The 14,729-nt window shown below is 52.3% G+C and carries 15 protein-coding genes and 1 tRNA gene; 11 read left to right on the top strand and 5 right to left on the bottom strand.

Going from position 1 to position 14,729, the window contains the following annotated elements; all coding sequences use genetic code 11:
* Positions 1 to 348: 348 nt before the first annotated feature.
* From J2125_RS02735 to J2125_RS02700, 8 genes are all read left to right on the top strand, one after another.
* Complete coding sequence (locus tag J2125_RS02735) at positions 349 to 1,203, top strand: transporter substrate-binding domain-containing protein (protein ID WP_017802776.1); 855 nt, start codon at positions 349 to 351, stop codon at positions 1,201 to 1,203.
* Positions 1,204 to 1,377: 174 nt separating this feature from the next.
* Entirely contained in the window at positions 1,378 to 2,076 is a 699-nt protein-coding gene (locus tag J2125_RS02730; RefSeq protein WP_040462525.1) for an amino acid ABC transporter permease, read from the top strand.
* 1 nt (position 2,077) lies between these two features.
* Positions 2,078 to 2,779, top strand: coding sequence for an amino acid ABC transporter permease (locus J2125_RS02725; RefSeq protein WP_017802774.1), 702 nt, complete (start codon positions 2,078 to 2,080; stop codon positions 2,777 to 2,779).
* 9 nt (positions 2,780 to 2,788) lie between these two features.
* A complete protein-coding gene (locus tag J2125_RS02720) occupies positions 2,789 to 3,514 on the top strand; it encodes an amino acid ABC transporter ATP-binding protein (RefSeq protein ID WP_017802773.1) in 726 nt (241 codons plus the stop codon).
* A gap of 13 nt (positions 3,515 to 3,527) precedes the next feature.
* Positions 3,528 to 4,730 carry a pyridoxal phosphate-dependent aminotransferase gene (locus tag J2125_RS02715; protein ID WP_017802772.1) on the top strand — a complete coding sequence of 401 codons (1,203 nt, stop codon included), beginning with the start codon at positions 3,528 to 3,530 and terminating at the stop codon, positions 4,728 to 4,730.
* A 91-nt stretch (positions 4,731 to 4,821) separates the two neighbouring features.
* Positions 4,822 to 6,042: an MFS transporter gene (locus tag J2125_RS02710; RefSeq protein ID WP_017802771.1), complete on the top strand. Its 1,221-nt coding sequence runs from the start codon at positions 4,822 to 4,824 to the stop codon at positions 6,040 to 6,042.
* Positions 6,043 to 6,053: 11 nt separating this feature from the next.
* Entirely contained in the window at positions 6,054 to 6,992 is a 939-nt protein-coding gene (locus J2125_RS02705) for an NAD(P)-dependent oxidoreductase (RefSeq protein ID WP_026111929.1), read from the top strand.
* Positions 6,993 to 7,052: 60 nt separating this feature from the next.
* Positions 7,053 to 7,778 (top strand): IclR family transcriptional regulator, encoded by a 726-nt coding sequence (locus tag J2125_RS02700; protein WP_017802769.1) that lies wholly within the window; start codon positions 7,053 to 7,055, stop codon positions 7,776 to 7,778.
* A gap of 45 nt (positions 7,779 to 7,823) precedes the next feature.
* Here J2125_RS02700 and J2125_RS02695 read toward each other — a convergent pair whose 3' ends face one another.
* The 5 genes from J2125_RS02695 to J2125_RS02675 all read right to left on the bottom strand — a co-directional run bounded on the left by J2125_RS02695 (position 7,824) and on the right by J2125_RS02675 (position 10,533).
* Positions 7,824 to 8,423 (bottom strand): hypothetical protein, encoded by a 600-nt coding sequence (locus tag J2125_RS02695; protein WP_017802768.1) that lies wholly within the window; start codon positions 8,421 to 8,423, stop codon positions 7,824 to 7,826.
* Positions 8,424 to 8,441: 18 nt separating this feature from the next.
* Positions 8,442 to 8,738: a hypothetical protein gene (locus tag J2125_RS02690; protein ID WP_017802767.1), complete on the bottom strand. Its 297-nt coding sequence runs from the start codon at positions 8,736 to 8,738 to the stop codon at positions 8,442 to 8,444.
* Positions 8,739 to 8,947: 209 nt separating this feature from the next.
* Positions 8,948 to 9,829: an alpha/beta fold hydrolase gene (locus J2125_RS02685; RefSeq protein ID WP_017802766.1), complete on the bottom strand. Its 882-nt coding sequence runs from the start codon at positions 9,827 to 9,829 to the stop codon at positions 8,948 to 8,950.
* A gap of 231 nt (positions 9,830 to 10,060) precedes the next feature.
* On the bottom strand, positions 10,061 to 10,249 hold the full coding sequence (locus tag J2125_RS02680; RefSeq protein WP_017802765.1) for a YjfB family protein: 189 nt from the start codon (positions 10,247 to 10,249) through the stop codon (positions 10,061 to 10,063).
* Between the two features lie 208 nt (positions 10,250 to 10,457).
* A tRNA-Asn gene (locus tag J2125_RS02675) sits at positions 10,458 to 10,533 on the bottom strand.
* Between the two features lie 507 nt (positions 10,534 to 11,040).
* Between J2125_RS02675 and J2125_RS02670 the strand changes: the two genes are divergently transcribed.
* Genes J2125_RS02670 through J2125_RS02660 form a run of 3 tightly spaced genes read left to right on the top strand, consistent with a single transcriptional unit; the run spans position 11,041 to position 14,528 of the window.
* Positions 11,041 to 11,964 (top strand): sugar ABC transporter substrate-binding protein, encoded by a 924-nt coding sequence (locus J2125_RS02670; protein ID WP_017802763.1) that lies wholly within the window; start codon positions 11,041 to 11,043, stop codon positions 11,962 to 11,964.
* A gap of 32 nt (positions 11,965 to 11,996) precedes the next feature.
* Positions 11,997 to 13,481 (top strand): sugar ABC transporter ATP-binding protein, encoded by a 1,485-nt coding sequence (locus J2125_RS02665; RefSeq protein ID WP_017802762.1) that lies wholly within the window; start codon positions 11,997 to 11,999, stop codon positions 13,479 to 13,481.
* A gap of 15 nt (positions 13,482 to 13,496) precedes the next feature.
* Positions 13,497 to 14,528, top strand: a complete 1,032-nt coding sequence (locus J2125_RS02660) for an ABC transporter permease (RefSeq protein ID WP_017802761.1) — start codon at positions 13,497 to 13,499, stop codon at positions 14,526 to 14,528.
* Positions 14,529 to 14,729: the final 201 nt, after the last annotated feature.

Here is a 14,729-nt window from a genome sequence, read left to right as displayed (position 1 = left end):
CACTTCCCGGAGATATGCCGGACTCTCCCCACGATGGATCATCTTTCCCTGAAACAGTGCATCAGATTGTTCTGTAATTGCTTTTGCCGTGACGCCATACACCGCTCACGGGTCAGAGTATTTACTTATAACCAGAATGATAAAAAATTTACCTGATTGAATATACGCATTTTTTTTTGCCGTCTGCATCGGTTGAGAGAAGTTGGCACCGTTTATGCTTCAGAGAGAATATGCATAAATCATAATGTCATTATGAAAATGCACATGTGACTGACTGGGTGTTAACGAAGTTGTCCGGACTGACAGGAACGACTTTCTCAATTGTTTTTTAATCCTGGAGGATTACCTGTGGCCAGAAATGTAACCAACCCTGCTCTGCAACGAAAACTGATTGGCACCACCCTGCTGGCGCTGCTCGCATTCAGTGGCGCTGCATCCGCTAATCAACTGGCGGATATTAAAGCGCGCGGTGAACTGGTGTGCGGCACGCTCGCCACCACCGAACCGCTGGGCTTTACCGATGCGAAAACCCGCAAGATTGTCGGCTTTGATGTTGATATCTGTCAGGGGCTGGCCGACCAGCTGGGGGTGAAGATGGTACAAAAAAGCCTGTCGGTGGAAGCACGCATTCCGGAGTTACAGATTGGCCGTGTCGATGTGCTCTCTGCGGCGCTGGGTTATACCGCCGAGCGTGAAAAGCAGATCGATTTCTCCTCTTCACACTTCCAGGTGCCGTTAAAAGTGCTGGCGCCGGTGGCGGCAGGGTATAAAACGCTGGCCGATCTCGATGGTAAACGCGTGGGCATGACCTCGGGCTCCACCTCGGAATACTGGTTACGGAAATCCTTCCCGAAAATTGGCGTGGTGACTTATCACGATTCTCCTTCCGGTTTTCTGGCGCTGGAACAGCGTAAAATTAGCGGTCAGGCCTTTGCCCAGACATCCGGGATGCGTTATCTGCAAGCCGGAAAAGGCAAATACGCATTTATTGACCAGGCTATCAGCTGGGAGCCTAATGCGCTGGGGATTAAAAAAAATGAGCCTGAGCTGCTGGCGGCAGTCAATGGCGCGCTGGAAAAAATGGAGCAGGATGGTCAGCTGGAAGCCATCTGGAATAAATGGATGGGTTCAGAAACGGTATATAAAATTAAACGTGAACATAAGTTAGAGCCGATTGAACAGGTCAGAAGCAGTGTGCAGTAATTATTAATGATACCAGGCTATGCGCCGTGGTCGCCACTGTCGCGGCGTCATCGTTGCCGGTCATCAAAAATTAATTAAATCTGTAAGAGTGCTTTTATTTTCTACCCGGTGCGCAATAAAAACATGACTGCATCATGGTTTTTTAGCTATGCCTGCTCCAGGGAGTCGAGTCTGATGATAAGTTTTGACCCAATAACATTACTGCAAGGGCAATATTTGCAGTGGATAATTACCGGGCTGGAAACCACATTGACACTGTTTTTTCTGTGTCTGGTTTCTGGTTTTATTTTAGCCCTGCTGCTGGCATCCATGCGTATTTCCGGCATCGCGCCATTGCGCTGGTTTGTGGTGTGTTATGTCGAATATCACCGTAATGTACCGGCGCTGGTGCAGTTACTGTTGTGGTATTTTGGCCTGTCGGCCGTGCTGCCTTATGCATTATCGGAATGGGTGAATCAGCATGGCAGTGAGTTCTTTTTTGCTTATGTTGCCCTGACGCTAAATACCGCCGCGTTTATGTCGGAGGATATTCGCAGCGGATTACGCTCGATCGCCGGCGGGCAGATGGAAGCCTGTCGCGCGCTGGGGCTAAGCTTTGCCCAGGCGATGCGTGACGTTATTCTGCCGCAATCGATTCGGGTGTCGATTCCGCCGCTGCTGGGGCAGTCGCTGTCGCTGTATAAGTCCACCAGCCTGGCGATGGCCATCAGCGTGGCGGAACTGACGTATGCGGCGAAGCAAATTGAGAATGAAACCTTTCGCACCTTTGAGGCTTTCGCCATTGTCTCGGTGATCTATCTGATCGGTTCACTGCTGATTACCAGCGTCGGCTCTGCTTATGACCGCTATATTTTCCGCGCCGGGAGTCGATAAGATGAACGATATGCTCGATATTGTTATCAACTATCATGATTTACTGCTGAGCGGCAGTTATCCCAATGGTCCGTTAGGCGGGCTGGCATTAACGCTGTTTATTGCGGCTGCGGGGTTAGTCTGTGCTTTTCCGCTGGCGATATTCATTGGTATTGCGCGTACCAGCAAATTTAAAATTATTTATCTGCCGGTCACCCTGTTTACCAGTGTGATCCGCGGTTTGCCAGTACTGATGCTGGTGTTCTGGTCATATTTTGCGGTGCCACTAATTTCGGGCCACTCCATCTCCGGGGTGAAAACGCTGATTGTAGCGTTAATTATTTATGAGATGGCGTTTCTCGGTGAAATTGTCCGCGCCGGTATATTGTCAGTGCCACGCGGTCAGATTGAAGCGGCACGCACATTGGGGATCAGTTATTCACGCACCATGCTGGAGATCATTTTACCGCAGGCGTTATTTACTATGATCCCCAGTATCCTTAATCAGTTTATTAATCTGATTAAAAACACCTCGCTGGGTTATGTGATTGGCGTCGCCGAATTAACCTACTCGGCTTATCAGATTAATACCCTCGAACTGACCAAACCGCTACAGGTCTTTGGCGTTTTAGCGGTTATCTATTTTATCGTCTGTTTTTCACTGACGCAGTTAGTCGGAAAACTGGAAAACGTTATTCAACGTAAGCGCCAGATTAAGCTGTAGGGAGCTGAGATGTTAACACTTGAAAATGTCGAAAAATGGTATGGCGCGCATAAGGTGCTGAATGGCGTCAGTGAGCAGGTCGCCAAAGGCGAAGTCGTGGTGGTGTGCGGCCCCTCTGGTTCGGGGAAATCGACCTTAATCCGCACCATTAACCGCCTGGAAGAGATTCAGCACGGACGCATCCTGGTTAACGGCGTTGACAGCCGTGATCAGGGCGTCGATTTAAACCAGTTTCGCAGCAATATCGGCTTTGTTTTTCAGCAGTTCAATCTGTTTCCCAATCTGACGGTGCTGCAAAACGTCACCCTCGCGCAGCGCCGGGTTCGGAAAAGCAGTAAGCGCGAGGCCGATGAAATCTCCACCGCGCTGCTGGAGAAAGTGGGGCTGGCGGCAAAACTGCAGGCCTACCCGCATCAGCTCTCTGGCGGCCAGCAGCAGCGTGTGGCGATTGCCCGCGCGCTGGCGATGAAACCGCCGGTGATGCTGTTTGATGAGCCAACCAGCGCCCTTGATCCGGAAATGGTCGGCGAAGTCTTACAGGTTATGAAGCAGCTGGGCAAAGAGGGCATGACCATGGTGTGTGTCACTCATGAGATGGGCTTTGCCCGCGAAGTCGCCGACCGCGTGATCTTTATGGATCAGGGCGAAATAATTGAACGCGCCACACCCGAATGCTTTTTCCATCAACCACAACATCCTCGTGCGCAAAAATTTGTTGCCGATATTCGTCACTGACAGGACTCCGGATATGAACATTCTTTCTCAGACCCTCAACCGTATTAAACCTTCAGCCAGCAATGCCGCCAGCCAGCTGGCGCGTGAGATGAAAGCCCAGGGCAAGGACGTGATTGCGCTCAGCTCGGGCGAACCGGATTTTGATACCCCGGATCATATTAAGCAGGCGGCGTTACAGGCAATGAATAACGGCGAAACTAAATATCCGCCGATTGCCGGTATACCGGCGTTGCGCGAAGCGGTGGTGAATAAATTCCGCGTCGACAATCAGCTGGAATACACCAGCAAGCAGATTATCGTCTCGAACGGCGCCAAACAGATTATCTCCAATGCGCTAATGGCCACGCTTAATCCGGGTGATGAAGTGATTATTCCGGCGCCTTACTGGGTGTCATATCCGGAAATGGTGTCGCTGTGCGGCGGTACGCCGGTGATTGTTTCCGCCAGTGCGGAACATGGCTTTAAGCTGACCGCCGACGCGCTGGAACAGGCGATTACGCCAAAAACTAAATGGCTGCTGTTTAATTCCCCGTCCAACCCCTCCGGCGCGGTCTACAGCCATCAGGAACTGCGTGCGCTGGCCGATGTGCTGCTGCGCCATCCGCACGTCTGGGTGATGGCCGACGATATCTACGAAAAGCTGGTGTATGACGACAGCCAGTTTTACACCTTCCCGCAGGTTGAACCGGCGTTAATCGAACGCTCACTGATTATTAACGGCGTTTCAAAAGCCTATGCGATGACCGGCTGGCGTGTCGGTTACGGTGCTGCGCCGGCGCCATTGATCAAAGCGATGGAAACCATTCAGGGGCAGACCACCTCCGGCGTCTCTTCAATTTCTCAGTGGGCCGCGGTTGCCGCACTGACCGGGCCGCAGGAATTTCTGGCTGAGTGGCGCGCCAGCTTTGTTGAGCGTCGCAACTATGTGGTGGCGGCACTGAATGATGCGCCAGGTCTGCACTGTCAGACGCCACAGGGGGCATTCTATGTTTATCCCTCCTGCGCCGGCGTACTGAATAAAACCACGCCGCAGGGACGGGTGCTGCATACGGATAAAGATTTCACCGAGGCGCTGCTGGCCAGTGAAGGCGTGGCCTTAGTGCATGGCGCTGCATTTGGCCTGGCGCCGAATTTCCGCCTCTCGTATGCCGCGTCGATGACGCAGCTGCAGGAAGCCTGTGTGCGTATTCAGCGCTTCTGCGCCAGCCTGAAGTAACGTTTTGCTCAACACCGGGTGAGATTACTCACCCGGCACCTGACGATTTTTATCGGTGGTGGATTTATCCCGCCACCGTCAAGGATGTCGCATGATTCTGGCTGGTACTTTTCCTGTCTTTAAAGAACGGATGACGCGCAGGTATTTGATGGGACAGGCGGCATCCATTGTTGGTTTATGGACGCAAAACGTCACCCTGAATTTATTGCTGTGGCAGATGAGCCATTCGCCATGGTTACTCGGCGTGCTTAATTTTCTGCTCTACTGCCCGGCGCTGATTGTGCCGCTGCTGTTTGGCAGCCGCCTTACCCCTGCACGGGTGAAAGGCATCATGATGAAAATCCTCTGCCTGTCGATGACCATCAGCAGCCTGCTGCTGGCCAGCGTGCTGTTTGGTTTTATCTCGCCGCCGTTTATTTTGCTGATCGCTGCGGTGGCGGGCTGTGTCTCGTCGATGGAACTGCCGACGCGACATCTGTTGCTGACCAGCAGCCTGCAGGATAAGTCGCTGATGTATAACGCCGTCGCCATGAACACCATGGTGTTTAATATCGGGCGGATGTTTGGCCCGGCGATTGCGGCCTGGAGTTTTAATCACTACGGCGCGGCGGCAGGGTTCGTTATCTCCCTCTGCGGCCTGATCACCATGTGGTTTGCGGTGCGCAGCATGCAGGTGGTGGCAAGCGAAACGGGCGGCCGCCGCGCCGGTGGCATGCGCAATGCGCTGCGCTATGTGAAAAATGATGACTTCGCGATGCGCTTTTTACCGATGCTGGCGTTTATGGGCATCTTTGCCGGTTCCTATCAGTCACTGATTCCGGTGCTGGCGGCGCAAAGTTTCCATGATACCGCGCGCTTTACCGGCTGGTTCTTTAGCAGCGCCGGTGTTGGTTCGCTGCTGGCGGCGCTGCTGATCTCGGCGCGTATCTCCCATCAGCGTCTGGTGCAGTGGCTGCAGGTTGCGCCCTGGTCCGCGGTGCTGGCGCTGGGCGGTATCGCCAGTTCTTCGGCGCCGTTACTGACCTGCTTCTGCTTTCTGTGGTTGGGGCTGTCACTGACTTTTTTCTCCACCATGATCAACTCCACCCTGCAACACCACAGTCCGCCAGAGCTGCGCGGCGGCGTGGTGGGCCTGTATGGCATGTCATTTCAGGGCACCATGCCGATCGGCAATCTGCTGGTTGGCATGCTGGCATCGCTGGGCAACATCATGCTGACCTTCCTGCTGATGTCGCTGATGCTGGCGGCATTACTCGGCGGCCAGTGGGGCATGCTGAAGTGGAAACAACACAATCCGGCGACAACTGAATAGATGAGACAATAATGGAAAAGAACGTATTAATGGTACGCATGCTGCCCGCCGGACTGGTGGAAAAGTTAAACATGCATTGCAATCTGATGGGACCAGTCAGTGCGCTGGACGGCAGCGATCTGCCCGCAGGCGCGGAAAGCGCGGAAGTGCTGTTAACCATGAGCAGCATTCAGACCGGACGCGCGCTGATTGATGCATTGCCAAACTTAAAGCTGGTGATCTGTTATGGCTCCGGCATGGAGTTTGTCGACAGCGACTATTTAAAGCAAAAAGGCATCGCGCTGACCAATGCCTCCGGCTCTAACGCCAGCAGCGTCGCCGAATTCGCTCTCGGCCAGATCCTCGCCAGCTGCCGCCATATTCTGTCCGGCGACCGCTTTTTACGTAGCGGTGAATGGAAGGGCAACAGTGTGGAGCGCTATCCGCTGGTGGCTGGCTTACAGGGCCGAAAGATCGGCATCTACGGTCTGGGTGAAATCGGCCTGCAGATTGCGCGTCTGGCGCAGGCATTTAATATGGCGGTAGGTTATCACAGCCGCGCGCGCAAGCCCGGTGACTACCTTTACCTCGAGAGCCTCGAACAGTTAGCGGAGTGGGCCGATGTGCTGGTGGTGGCCGCACGAGGTACGCCGCAAAACTACCATATTATCGATGGTGCAGTGTTGCGCTTACTGGGCGCTGACGGCCATCTGATTAATATCGCCCGCGGTATGCTGGTCGATGAAAATGCGCTCTGTGATGCGCTGGAGTCCGGACAGCTGGCTGGCGCCGCACTGGATGTCTACGAATTTGAGCCTGAGGTCTCCGCCCGCTTGCGCGCCGCGCCAAATGCGATTCTGACGCCGCATATCGCCGCTAATACCTGGTCGGCGCAACAGGCGCAGCAGCAGCGGATGCTGGATAACGTAATCCGTTACTTCGCCGGTAGTCCATTGATTGGCAGGGCATAGTAATTTTTGTACATTACTGCGTATCTGTAATCGTCATGTTGGCTTACTGAATGGGAAGTTATGTCGAGACAAAAGAGTACTGATGTCGATCGTTCGGTCAAAGCGGTTAAGCGCACGCTGGCGATCCTTGATGCTTTTATTCCACATCCGGGCGGGATTACGCTGGGTGAACTCGAAGCGGCAACCGGTCTGTTTAAGAGCGTGATTCTGCGCTATATGCTGACGCTGGAAGCCGAGCGCTATGTGTTTAAGCGCGCGGACGGATGCTATGAATTAGGCTCCCGCGCGTTTCAGCTGGGGTGTGTCTACGAGCGCACCTTTGATTTGCACCGCCATGTGATGCCGGTACTGGAAAAACTGACCGCCGCGACGCTGGAGAGCAGCACTTTTTATGTGCGTGATGGTGATTTTCGTATGTGCCTGTTGCGCAAAGACTCGCCGCAACATATTAAATCCAGTGTACCGGTCGGGACCTTACTGGCAATGGACGATACCTCCGCTGCCAGCGTACTGCGCCAGTTTGAACAGGGAATGCCTGCGCGCTGGCGTTATCAGGATGGTGTGTTTACCTCAAGCGGCGCGGGTCTCAACCGGCTGGAAACCAACAGCCTGCTGACCGCGTCGATAACGGTGCCAGTGTTTAAACATAACAACCAGCTGGCTGGCGCGCTGAGTATTTCCGGTCCTACCAGCCGTTTTAACCCGGAAGAGGCTGCCACGCAGCAACTGTTGCTGGAGGCGGCGCAAGGCTTGTCGCATGTGCTTGGTGCGGCGAGCGGCGCATAGGGTTACTCCTGACAGGTATGGGCGTTAAGCGCATACCTGTCGATGTCAGCCAAACGCGGCGGCGACACCGCGCAGTTCGGGCAGTACAGCCAGATTTTTCTCCTGAATAATGTCTTCATGGATCTTCAGAATCACCGCTTTTACCACATCAGAATTCTTCTTCATGCTTTGCTGCTGCATAATTGCATTTAACTCTTCCAGCTGCCGCTGACTGACTTTCATCGAAATACGTTTTGATGATTTGGCATCCGCAAGGTCGCTGCTTAACAGCATTTTCAGCTGTGTCTGCGGGTAGTGGCCGGTGGTCAGGGCATGAAGGTAGTAAAGAATCAGCGCCTTATTAAAATCCTCATTTAGCGATGCATCAATCTTCTGCGTCGCCACATTCAGAATGTCGAGATAGTGCGCTGGCACTCTGACTTCCAGCGGCAGTTTTCGCTGTTCAAACGCGGTTTTAATCTGCGGCGTACATTGCGCCGGTATGCTGACCACCTCGTCACACTGATCACAGACGCCAGCAAGAATATTTTTTACCATGCCGCTGCCATCGCTGAAGTTGACATCGCGTAAGCGATAAGTTGCCGTTGATTGGCCACACTGATGGCAGAGCACTTTGCGTGTATCGCCTTCTTTTACAATTCTCACGGAACACTCCTTTGCTGATTAGCGGTGGACGCTAATAAAGATAAGATCAGGTTCGATAAAGTAGAATTTTACATACCAGTAGCAACCCGATTTCCACGGTCTGAGGATATGAACATCAATATCCGCATTCTGGTGGTGTGGCGTGCAGAGATAGTCCTCTCCGCTGGTTTTCCTGATTAACTCAATAACTCCGGCCTGATCAATCTGGCCGGTAGCAAACATATTTTTGACACTGATATTGATACGGTTCTCATGGTCATAAGCGCCATCCAGCAGACAGCGTATCGCTTCCCGTTTTACGTCCCTGAATCCCATAATGCCTCCATTATTTTGTACGAGTATTGGCGTACATGCAAGATGCCAGCAGCGATTTCTTGCGGAGGATTTTAGCGGCAGCAGAGCAGGGGAGGCTATGCGCTGAACATGTTGCAGCGCAGGAAAGTTTAAAAAGTCGAGGGGGCTCGCAGAGTGGTTGCTACAGTGATGAAAAGTAAAACGCCCGCTGACCAACGCGGGCAGTTAATTTACCGATCAAGAAAATTGACCAGCGCATCGTTAAACTCATCTGGCGCCTGCATAAAGGCAAAATGGCTGGTATTGGGAATAATCAGCAGACCGGCCTGCGGGATGGTGGCGGCAATATGCTCCAGATGCGGACGCAGGATCCCTTCATCATGATCGCCATCGGCCACCAGAATCGGCGTACGAATGCTTTGCAGTTGGCTGTCGCTCCAGTTGGGCTGTGTTTCCCACATATGGCCAATCTGTTCAACAAAGCTGTTGTACTGATCCGGGGTTTTGGATAACCGCTGATACTCCTCACCCGCGCGGGCAATATAGGAGGCAAACAGCGGATTTTCAGCGACGTCGGCGCGTACGCCCGCCGTGGTGGTATTGGGCGCGAAAGCAAAGACTTTATTGATGCGTCCGGCATGGCGCAGCGCCAGATCGATACCGATAATCGCGCCGTCACTCCAGCCAACAATATCTGCCTTTTGCAGATGCAGATGATCCATCAACGCCACGACATCATCGGTCATCAAATCGTAGCCGTAAGGCTGGCTGCTGCGCGTACTGCGACCGTGGCCTCGGCTGTCCAGCACGATCACCTGGTGGTTGCGGGCAATCACCGGCACCTGCTTGCCCCAGTAATCAGAATTCGCCAGCCCGCCGTGAATAAAGATTACCGGCGAACCCTTGCCGATCACACCGTAATAGAGATCTATGCCGTTCACTTTGGCGTAGCCGGTTTTCAGGCCACGGACCGGCGCAGGCGTTGGCGGCAGATGCTGCCAGCGCTGGCCCCAGCTGACACTCTGTTCAGTGGCCGTGACGGTGAGGGGACAAGCCGCACCGGCAAACAGCAAGATGGATAACAGCCATGCAAAAAGGGGTCTATATTTCATCGCTCTGCTCCTGAAGGTAGATAAAAGAGGGAAACGCGTTTCAGAGCGAAGCTTAGATGTATTTTGGGCTGTGGCATGGCGGGATGTGCTATAGCAAACCGCCCCTTCTCAGGTTAGCGGGCTGCACAACTGACTATCGAATCGCAGATAAACCGGGGAGCATCTCGCTCCCCGCAGAAGGAAGTGCTGAAGGCCGCAGACGATGACATGAGTGAGTCAATAAACGGCGGCTCAGGCGGTAGTATTGATATTTCTTCCGATCGCCGGGTTAGCTGGCAACTGTTGGATCGATTCGAGGATCCCGTTTGCCGCAACCTGTTGGTTATCCAGTGTCTTCTTCAGTACGAGGGTGCTCACCTTACTATTCAAATCCAGGCTATCAAGACTGGTAGCCAGTGAAGCAATTTGCGATACATCCATTTTGCTCTCCTGTTCGATACTACAAAAAAGGAACTGATAACGGCTTCGTTACAAAGCCTTGCAGGGTTATCGGCATTTGCTGAAAAAACTTCAGAGGTAAATGGCTGGATGAAGCAGAGTGCCTGCATCCGGTTGTTGGCGAGATAGTGATGAACGAACAGACAGCAAAAAGCCCGCTCAGGTTTCCCTGAGCGGGCTTTTCTATGTATGGCTCCTCTGACTGGACTCGAACCAGTGACATACGGATTAACAGTCCGCCGTTCTACCGACTGAACTACAGAGGAATCGTTGGAACGGGGCGAATATTAGCGATGCCGCTGGTGAATGTCAAAGGCGGAATTCACCTTTTCAGTGCGTTTGCTGGCAAAAACAGCGAATTGCTGTTTTTCCGTCTGATATGGCTGAAATCTAATCTGCTGACTGGATCCCACTTTAAAGCGATTTCAGTGCAGATGTTAGATGTGTGTCAAATTTTTGTTATTTGTCGATTTTAAAACGCGTGTTTCAGTGCTTTTATTATGAAAGTTTCAAACTAGTTAATTATGAAATAAATGAACTAAAATAGTCACGCAGGTCACTTTTGTCAGCAAAGTGAAATAAAGTTTTGAAATTAAAATTTTAATTAACAATCAGTTGAACGAAAGAAGTAAGCAGTAATTTTAGCAGCAGAATCATAGAGTCTGACCTCTCCCTACTCATAAAGTCGACGGTGACGTTGTGTGAATGTAAAAGATATTTTTCATTCGTCGTCCAGCCCAGCCTTCGCATGTTAACGATTATAAGGGTTACCCATGAACTTCAAAAAAGCGATCGTAACGTCGATGTTAGCCTGCATGTTGCCAGCAGCCGCCTTTGCCAAAGATATTCAGGTTGGTGTATCCATGGCGCTATTTGATGACAACTTTCTGACTATCGTGCGCACTGCGATTCAGAAAGAGATGCAGAAAGATGGTGTAAAAGGGCAGGTTGAAGACGCCAAAGGCGACGTTGCTCAACAATTGCAACAGGTGCAAAACTTTATTGGTCAGGGCGTGGACGCGATTATCGTCAACCCGGTAGATACCAATGCGGTGAAACCGATTATGGATCAGGCCACCAAAGCGGGTATCCCGCTGGTGTTTGTTAACCGCCGTCCGCAGGCGCCGCTGACCGATAAAATGGCGTATGTCGGCTCCGACTCCGAACTGGCTGGTCGCTTGCAGATGGAAGCGCTGGCGAAAGCGTTAAACGGCAAAGGCAACGTGGCGATTCTGCTGGGTGATCTGGCGAACGAAGCGACCCGCGACCGTACCAAAGGTGTGGAAGCCGTCGCGGCAAAATTCCCTGATATCAAAATCGTGCAGAAGCAGACCGCAAAATTCCAGCGTAATGACGCGGTAGATGTGGTCAGTAACTGGCTGACTGCCGGGGATCAGATCAACGCCATTGCCTCTAACAACGATGAAATGGCGATTGGTGCGCTGCAGGCGCTGGGTAAAAATGCCGACAATGTGCTGATTGCCGGTGTTGATGGCACGCCGGACGCATTGCAGATGATCAAGAACGGCAAAATGGTCGCCACCGTCTTCCAGGATGCGAAAGGACAGGGTGAAGGCTCCGTACAAACGGCAATCAAGCTGGTAAAAGGCGAGAAAGTGCAGAAAAACGTGATGATCCCTTATCAGCTGATCACCAAAGACAACTACGTCGAATTCACCACCAAGAACCTTAAATAATCGTTCCTGACCCAGCTGTACGGAGGTGATGTATGACCGCTTATGCGCTTGAAGCCGAAGGCATCAGCAAGTTTTTCCCTGGTGTAAAAGCCCTGAATAAGGTGTCGTTACGCGTTAAGCCAGGAACGGTTCATGCTCTGATGGGGGAGAATGGCGCGGGTAAGTCGACTTTAATGAAATGCCTCATCGGGATATACCGTCCCGATGACGGCATCATCCGCATTAAAGGCGAGCCGGTGCAGTTTGATGACACCATGGACGCACTACGTTCTGGCATCTCGATGATCCATCAGGAGCTTAATCTGGTGCCGCATATGACGGTAGCCGAGAACATCTGGTTAGGCCGTGAACCGATGAAGTACGGTTTTGTCGACCATGCCAGGCTCAATAAAATGACCACTGAGCTACTCAGCAAACTGAATATTCGCCTTAAAGCCCATCAGATGGTGGGCGAACTGAGTATTGCCGCTCAGCAGATGGTGGAAATCGCTAAAGCGGTGTCTTGGAATGCTGACATTGTCATTATGGATGAACCAACCTCCGCGCTGACCGAAGGGGAAGTGGCGCATCTGTTTACCATTATTCGTGACCTGCGGACGCAGGGCAAAGCCATCATCTATATCAGCCATAAAATGGATGAGATCTTTGCCATTACCGATGAAGTCAGCGTGTTCCGTGATGGCGCGTGGGTGGCGAGCGATCAGACTTCCAGCTATACGCGTCAGTCGCTGATTACCCAGATGGTAGGCCGTGAATTAACCCAGCTGTTCCCGAAATTTAATAATGATATCGGCGCCGAAGTGCTGACGGTGCGTAACCTGACGCTGAAGGATAAATTTCACGATATCAGTTTCAGCGTGCGCCGTGGCGAAATCCTTGGCGTCGCCGGGCTGGTTGGCGCCGGACGCAGCGAAGTGATGGAAAGTCTGTTTGGTATGGCGTCGTATGACAGTGGCGAAGTGCTGATTGATGGCGTGCCAACACGTATCGAGTCACCGTCGGTGGCGATTGAAAAAGGGCTGGCGTTTCTGACCGAAGACCGCAAAAAGTCGGGCCTGTTTCTGGTGCTGTCGGTGATGGAAAATATGAGCATCGTCAATATGCCGGAATATATCGGCAAGGCGGGGTTTGTCAGCCATATGCAGATGGCGAAAGATTGCATGGAGCAGATCCGCCGGCTCAATATTAAAACCCCCACCATGGATCAAATTATCAACAACCTCAGCGGCGGTAATCAACAGAAAGTGCTGATTGCACGCTGGCTGCTGGCGCAACCAAAAATCCTGATCCTTGACGAGCCAACGCGCGGCATTGATGTCGGTGCGAAAGCAGAAATCTATCGTCTGATCAGTGAACTGGCGAACCGCGGTGTCGCCATCATTATGGTGTCGTCTGAACTGCCGGAAATCCTTGGCATGAGCGACCGGGTAATGGTGATGCATGAAGGTCGTATTACCGGCATTCTCGATAAAGAAGACGCCGATCAGGAAACCATAATGTCGCTGGCATCTGAGTAAGGCGTGAGGAAAATTATGAGTAACGTAAAAGTCAGTTCGCAGCAACCTGCAGAGCGCACTTCACTGTACGACAATATCAAAAGCAAATTGCCGAAAGATACCGGTATCTTTGTGGTAATGGTCGGCATTGCGCTGATTTTTGAAATTGCCGGCTGGTATGTGCGTGATCAATCCTTTCTGATGAACCCAAACCGTCTGGTGCTGATTGTTCTGCAGGTCGCGATTATTGGCATTATTGCGGTGGGGGTGACGCAGGTCATTATTACCACCGGTATCGACCTCTCTTCAGGCTCGCTGATTGCGCTCAGTGCAGTGGTCGCCGCCAGTCTGGCGCAAACCTCTGACAGTCTGTCGCCGATGTTCCCGTCACTGGTTAATCTGCCCGCCGTGGTGCCAATCGTCGCCGGTATTGGCGTCGGGTTGCTGTGCGGCATCTTTAACGGTGTATTGATTACCAAAACCGGTATCCCGCCGTTTATCGCCACCCTGGGGATGATGGTTTCGGCGCGCGGCCTGGCGCAGTACTACACGCAGGGTAATCCTATCAGCTTCCTCTCTGACGGCTTTACCGCCATCGGCCAGGGCGCGATGCCAGTGATTATTTTTCTGGTCGTGGCGGTAATTTTCCATATCGCGCTGAAACATACGCGCTACGGTAAATATGTTTACGCCATTGGCGGCAATATGACCTCCGCTAAAGTGTCCGGGATTAACGTTAATAAGTATCTGATTATTGTCTATACCATCGCCGGTGCGCTCTCTGGCCTGGCAGGCGTGGTGCTGGCGGCGCGCGTCAGCAGTGGCCAGTCAAGTATGGGCGTCTCCTACGAGCTGGATGCGATTGCGGCTGCAGTTATCGGTGGCAGCAGCCTGATGGGCGGTGTCGGTCGTATTACCGGTACGCTGATCGGTGCGGTGATCCTCGGTCTGATTAAAAGCGGTTTTACCTTTGTCGGTGTCGACGCCTATGTGCAGGACATCATTAAAGGGATGATTATTGTGGCGGCAGTGTCTATCGATATGCATCGTAACCGTAAGAAACGCTGATTGAGTTTGATCATATATCGTCAGGCGACAGTGATGTCGCCTTTTTTATGGCGATTTTTTATCCACTGGTACCGTTTACACTGCACATCACTAACGCATTTACTGCACCCCGATGGTGCGTCATAGCGCACTCCTCTGACCTGATCACTATTATTGGTACTGATTATCCGCCAGCCAGTAATCAGAAACGCTTATTTTCCC

Origin of the sequence: Winslowiella toletana (assembly GCF_017875465.1) — a bacterium.
GTDB lineage: Bacteria > Pseudomonadota > Gammaproteobacteria > Enterobacterales > Enterobacteriaceae > Erwinia > Erwinia toletana.
The sequence above is the reverse complement of the archived record's forward strand: the minus strand, read 5'-3'. Positions and strand labels throughout refer to the sequence as shown.

Excerpts from the sequence above, each read along its gene's own strand:
- J2125_RS02730 (WP_040462525.1), top strand. The coding sequence starts at position 1,378 with ATGATAAGTTTTGACCCAATAACATTACTGCAAGGGCAATATTTGCAG.
- J2125_RS02725 (WP_017802774.1), top strand. The coding sequence starts at position 2,078 with ATGAACGATATGCTCGATATTGTTATCAACTATCATGATTTACTGCTG.
- J2125_RS02720 (WP_017802773.1), top strand. The coding sequence starts at position 2,789 with ATGTTAACACTTGAAAATGTCGAAAAATGGTATGGCGCGCATAAGGTG.
- J2125_RS02715 (WP_017802772.1), top strand. The coding sequence starts at position 3,528 with ATGAACATTCTTTCTCAGACCCTCAACCGTATTAAACCTTCAGCCAGC.
- J2125_RS02710 (WP_017802771.1), top strand. The coding sequence starts at position 4,822 with ATGATTCTGGCTGGTACTTTTCCTGTCTTTAAAGAACGGATGACGCGC.
- J2125_RS02705 (WP_026111929.1), top strand. The coding sequence starts at position 6,054 with ATGGAAAAGAACGTATTAATGGTACGCATGCTGCCCGCCGGACTGGTG.
- J2125_RS02700 (WP_017802769.1), top strand. The coding sequence starts at position 7,053 with ATGTCGAGACAAAAGAGTACTGATGTCGATCGTTCGGTCAAAGCGGTT.
- J2125_RS02690 (WP_017802767.1), bottom strand. The coding sequence starts at position 8,738 with ATGGGATTCAGGGACGTAAAACGGGAAGCGATACGCTGTCTGCTGGAT.
- J2125_RS02685 (WP_017802766.1), bottom strand. The coding sequence starts at position 9,829 with ATGAAATATAGACCCCTTTTTGCATGGCTGTTATCCATCTTGCTGTTT.
- J2125_RS02680 (WP_017802765.1), bottom strand. The coding sequence starts at position 10,249 with ATGGATGTATCGCAAATTGCTTCACTGGCTACCAGTCTTGATAGCCTG.
- J2125_RS02670 (WP_017802763.1), top strand. The coding sequence starts at position 11,041 with ATGAACTTCAAAAAAGCGATCGTAACGTCGATGTTAGCCTGCATGTTG.
- J2125_RS02665 (WP_017802762.1), top strand. The coding sequence starts at position 11,997 with ATGACCGCTTATGCGCTTGAAGCCGAAGGCATCAGCAAGTTTTTCCCT.
- J2125_RS02660 (WP_017802761.1), top strand. The coding sequence starts at position 13,497 with ATGAGTAACGTAAAAGTCAGTTCGCAGCAACCTGCAGAGCGCACTTCA.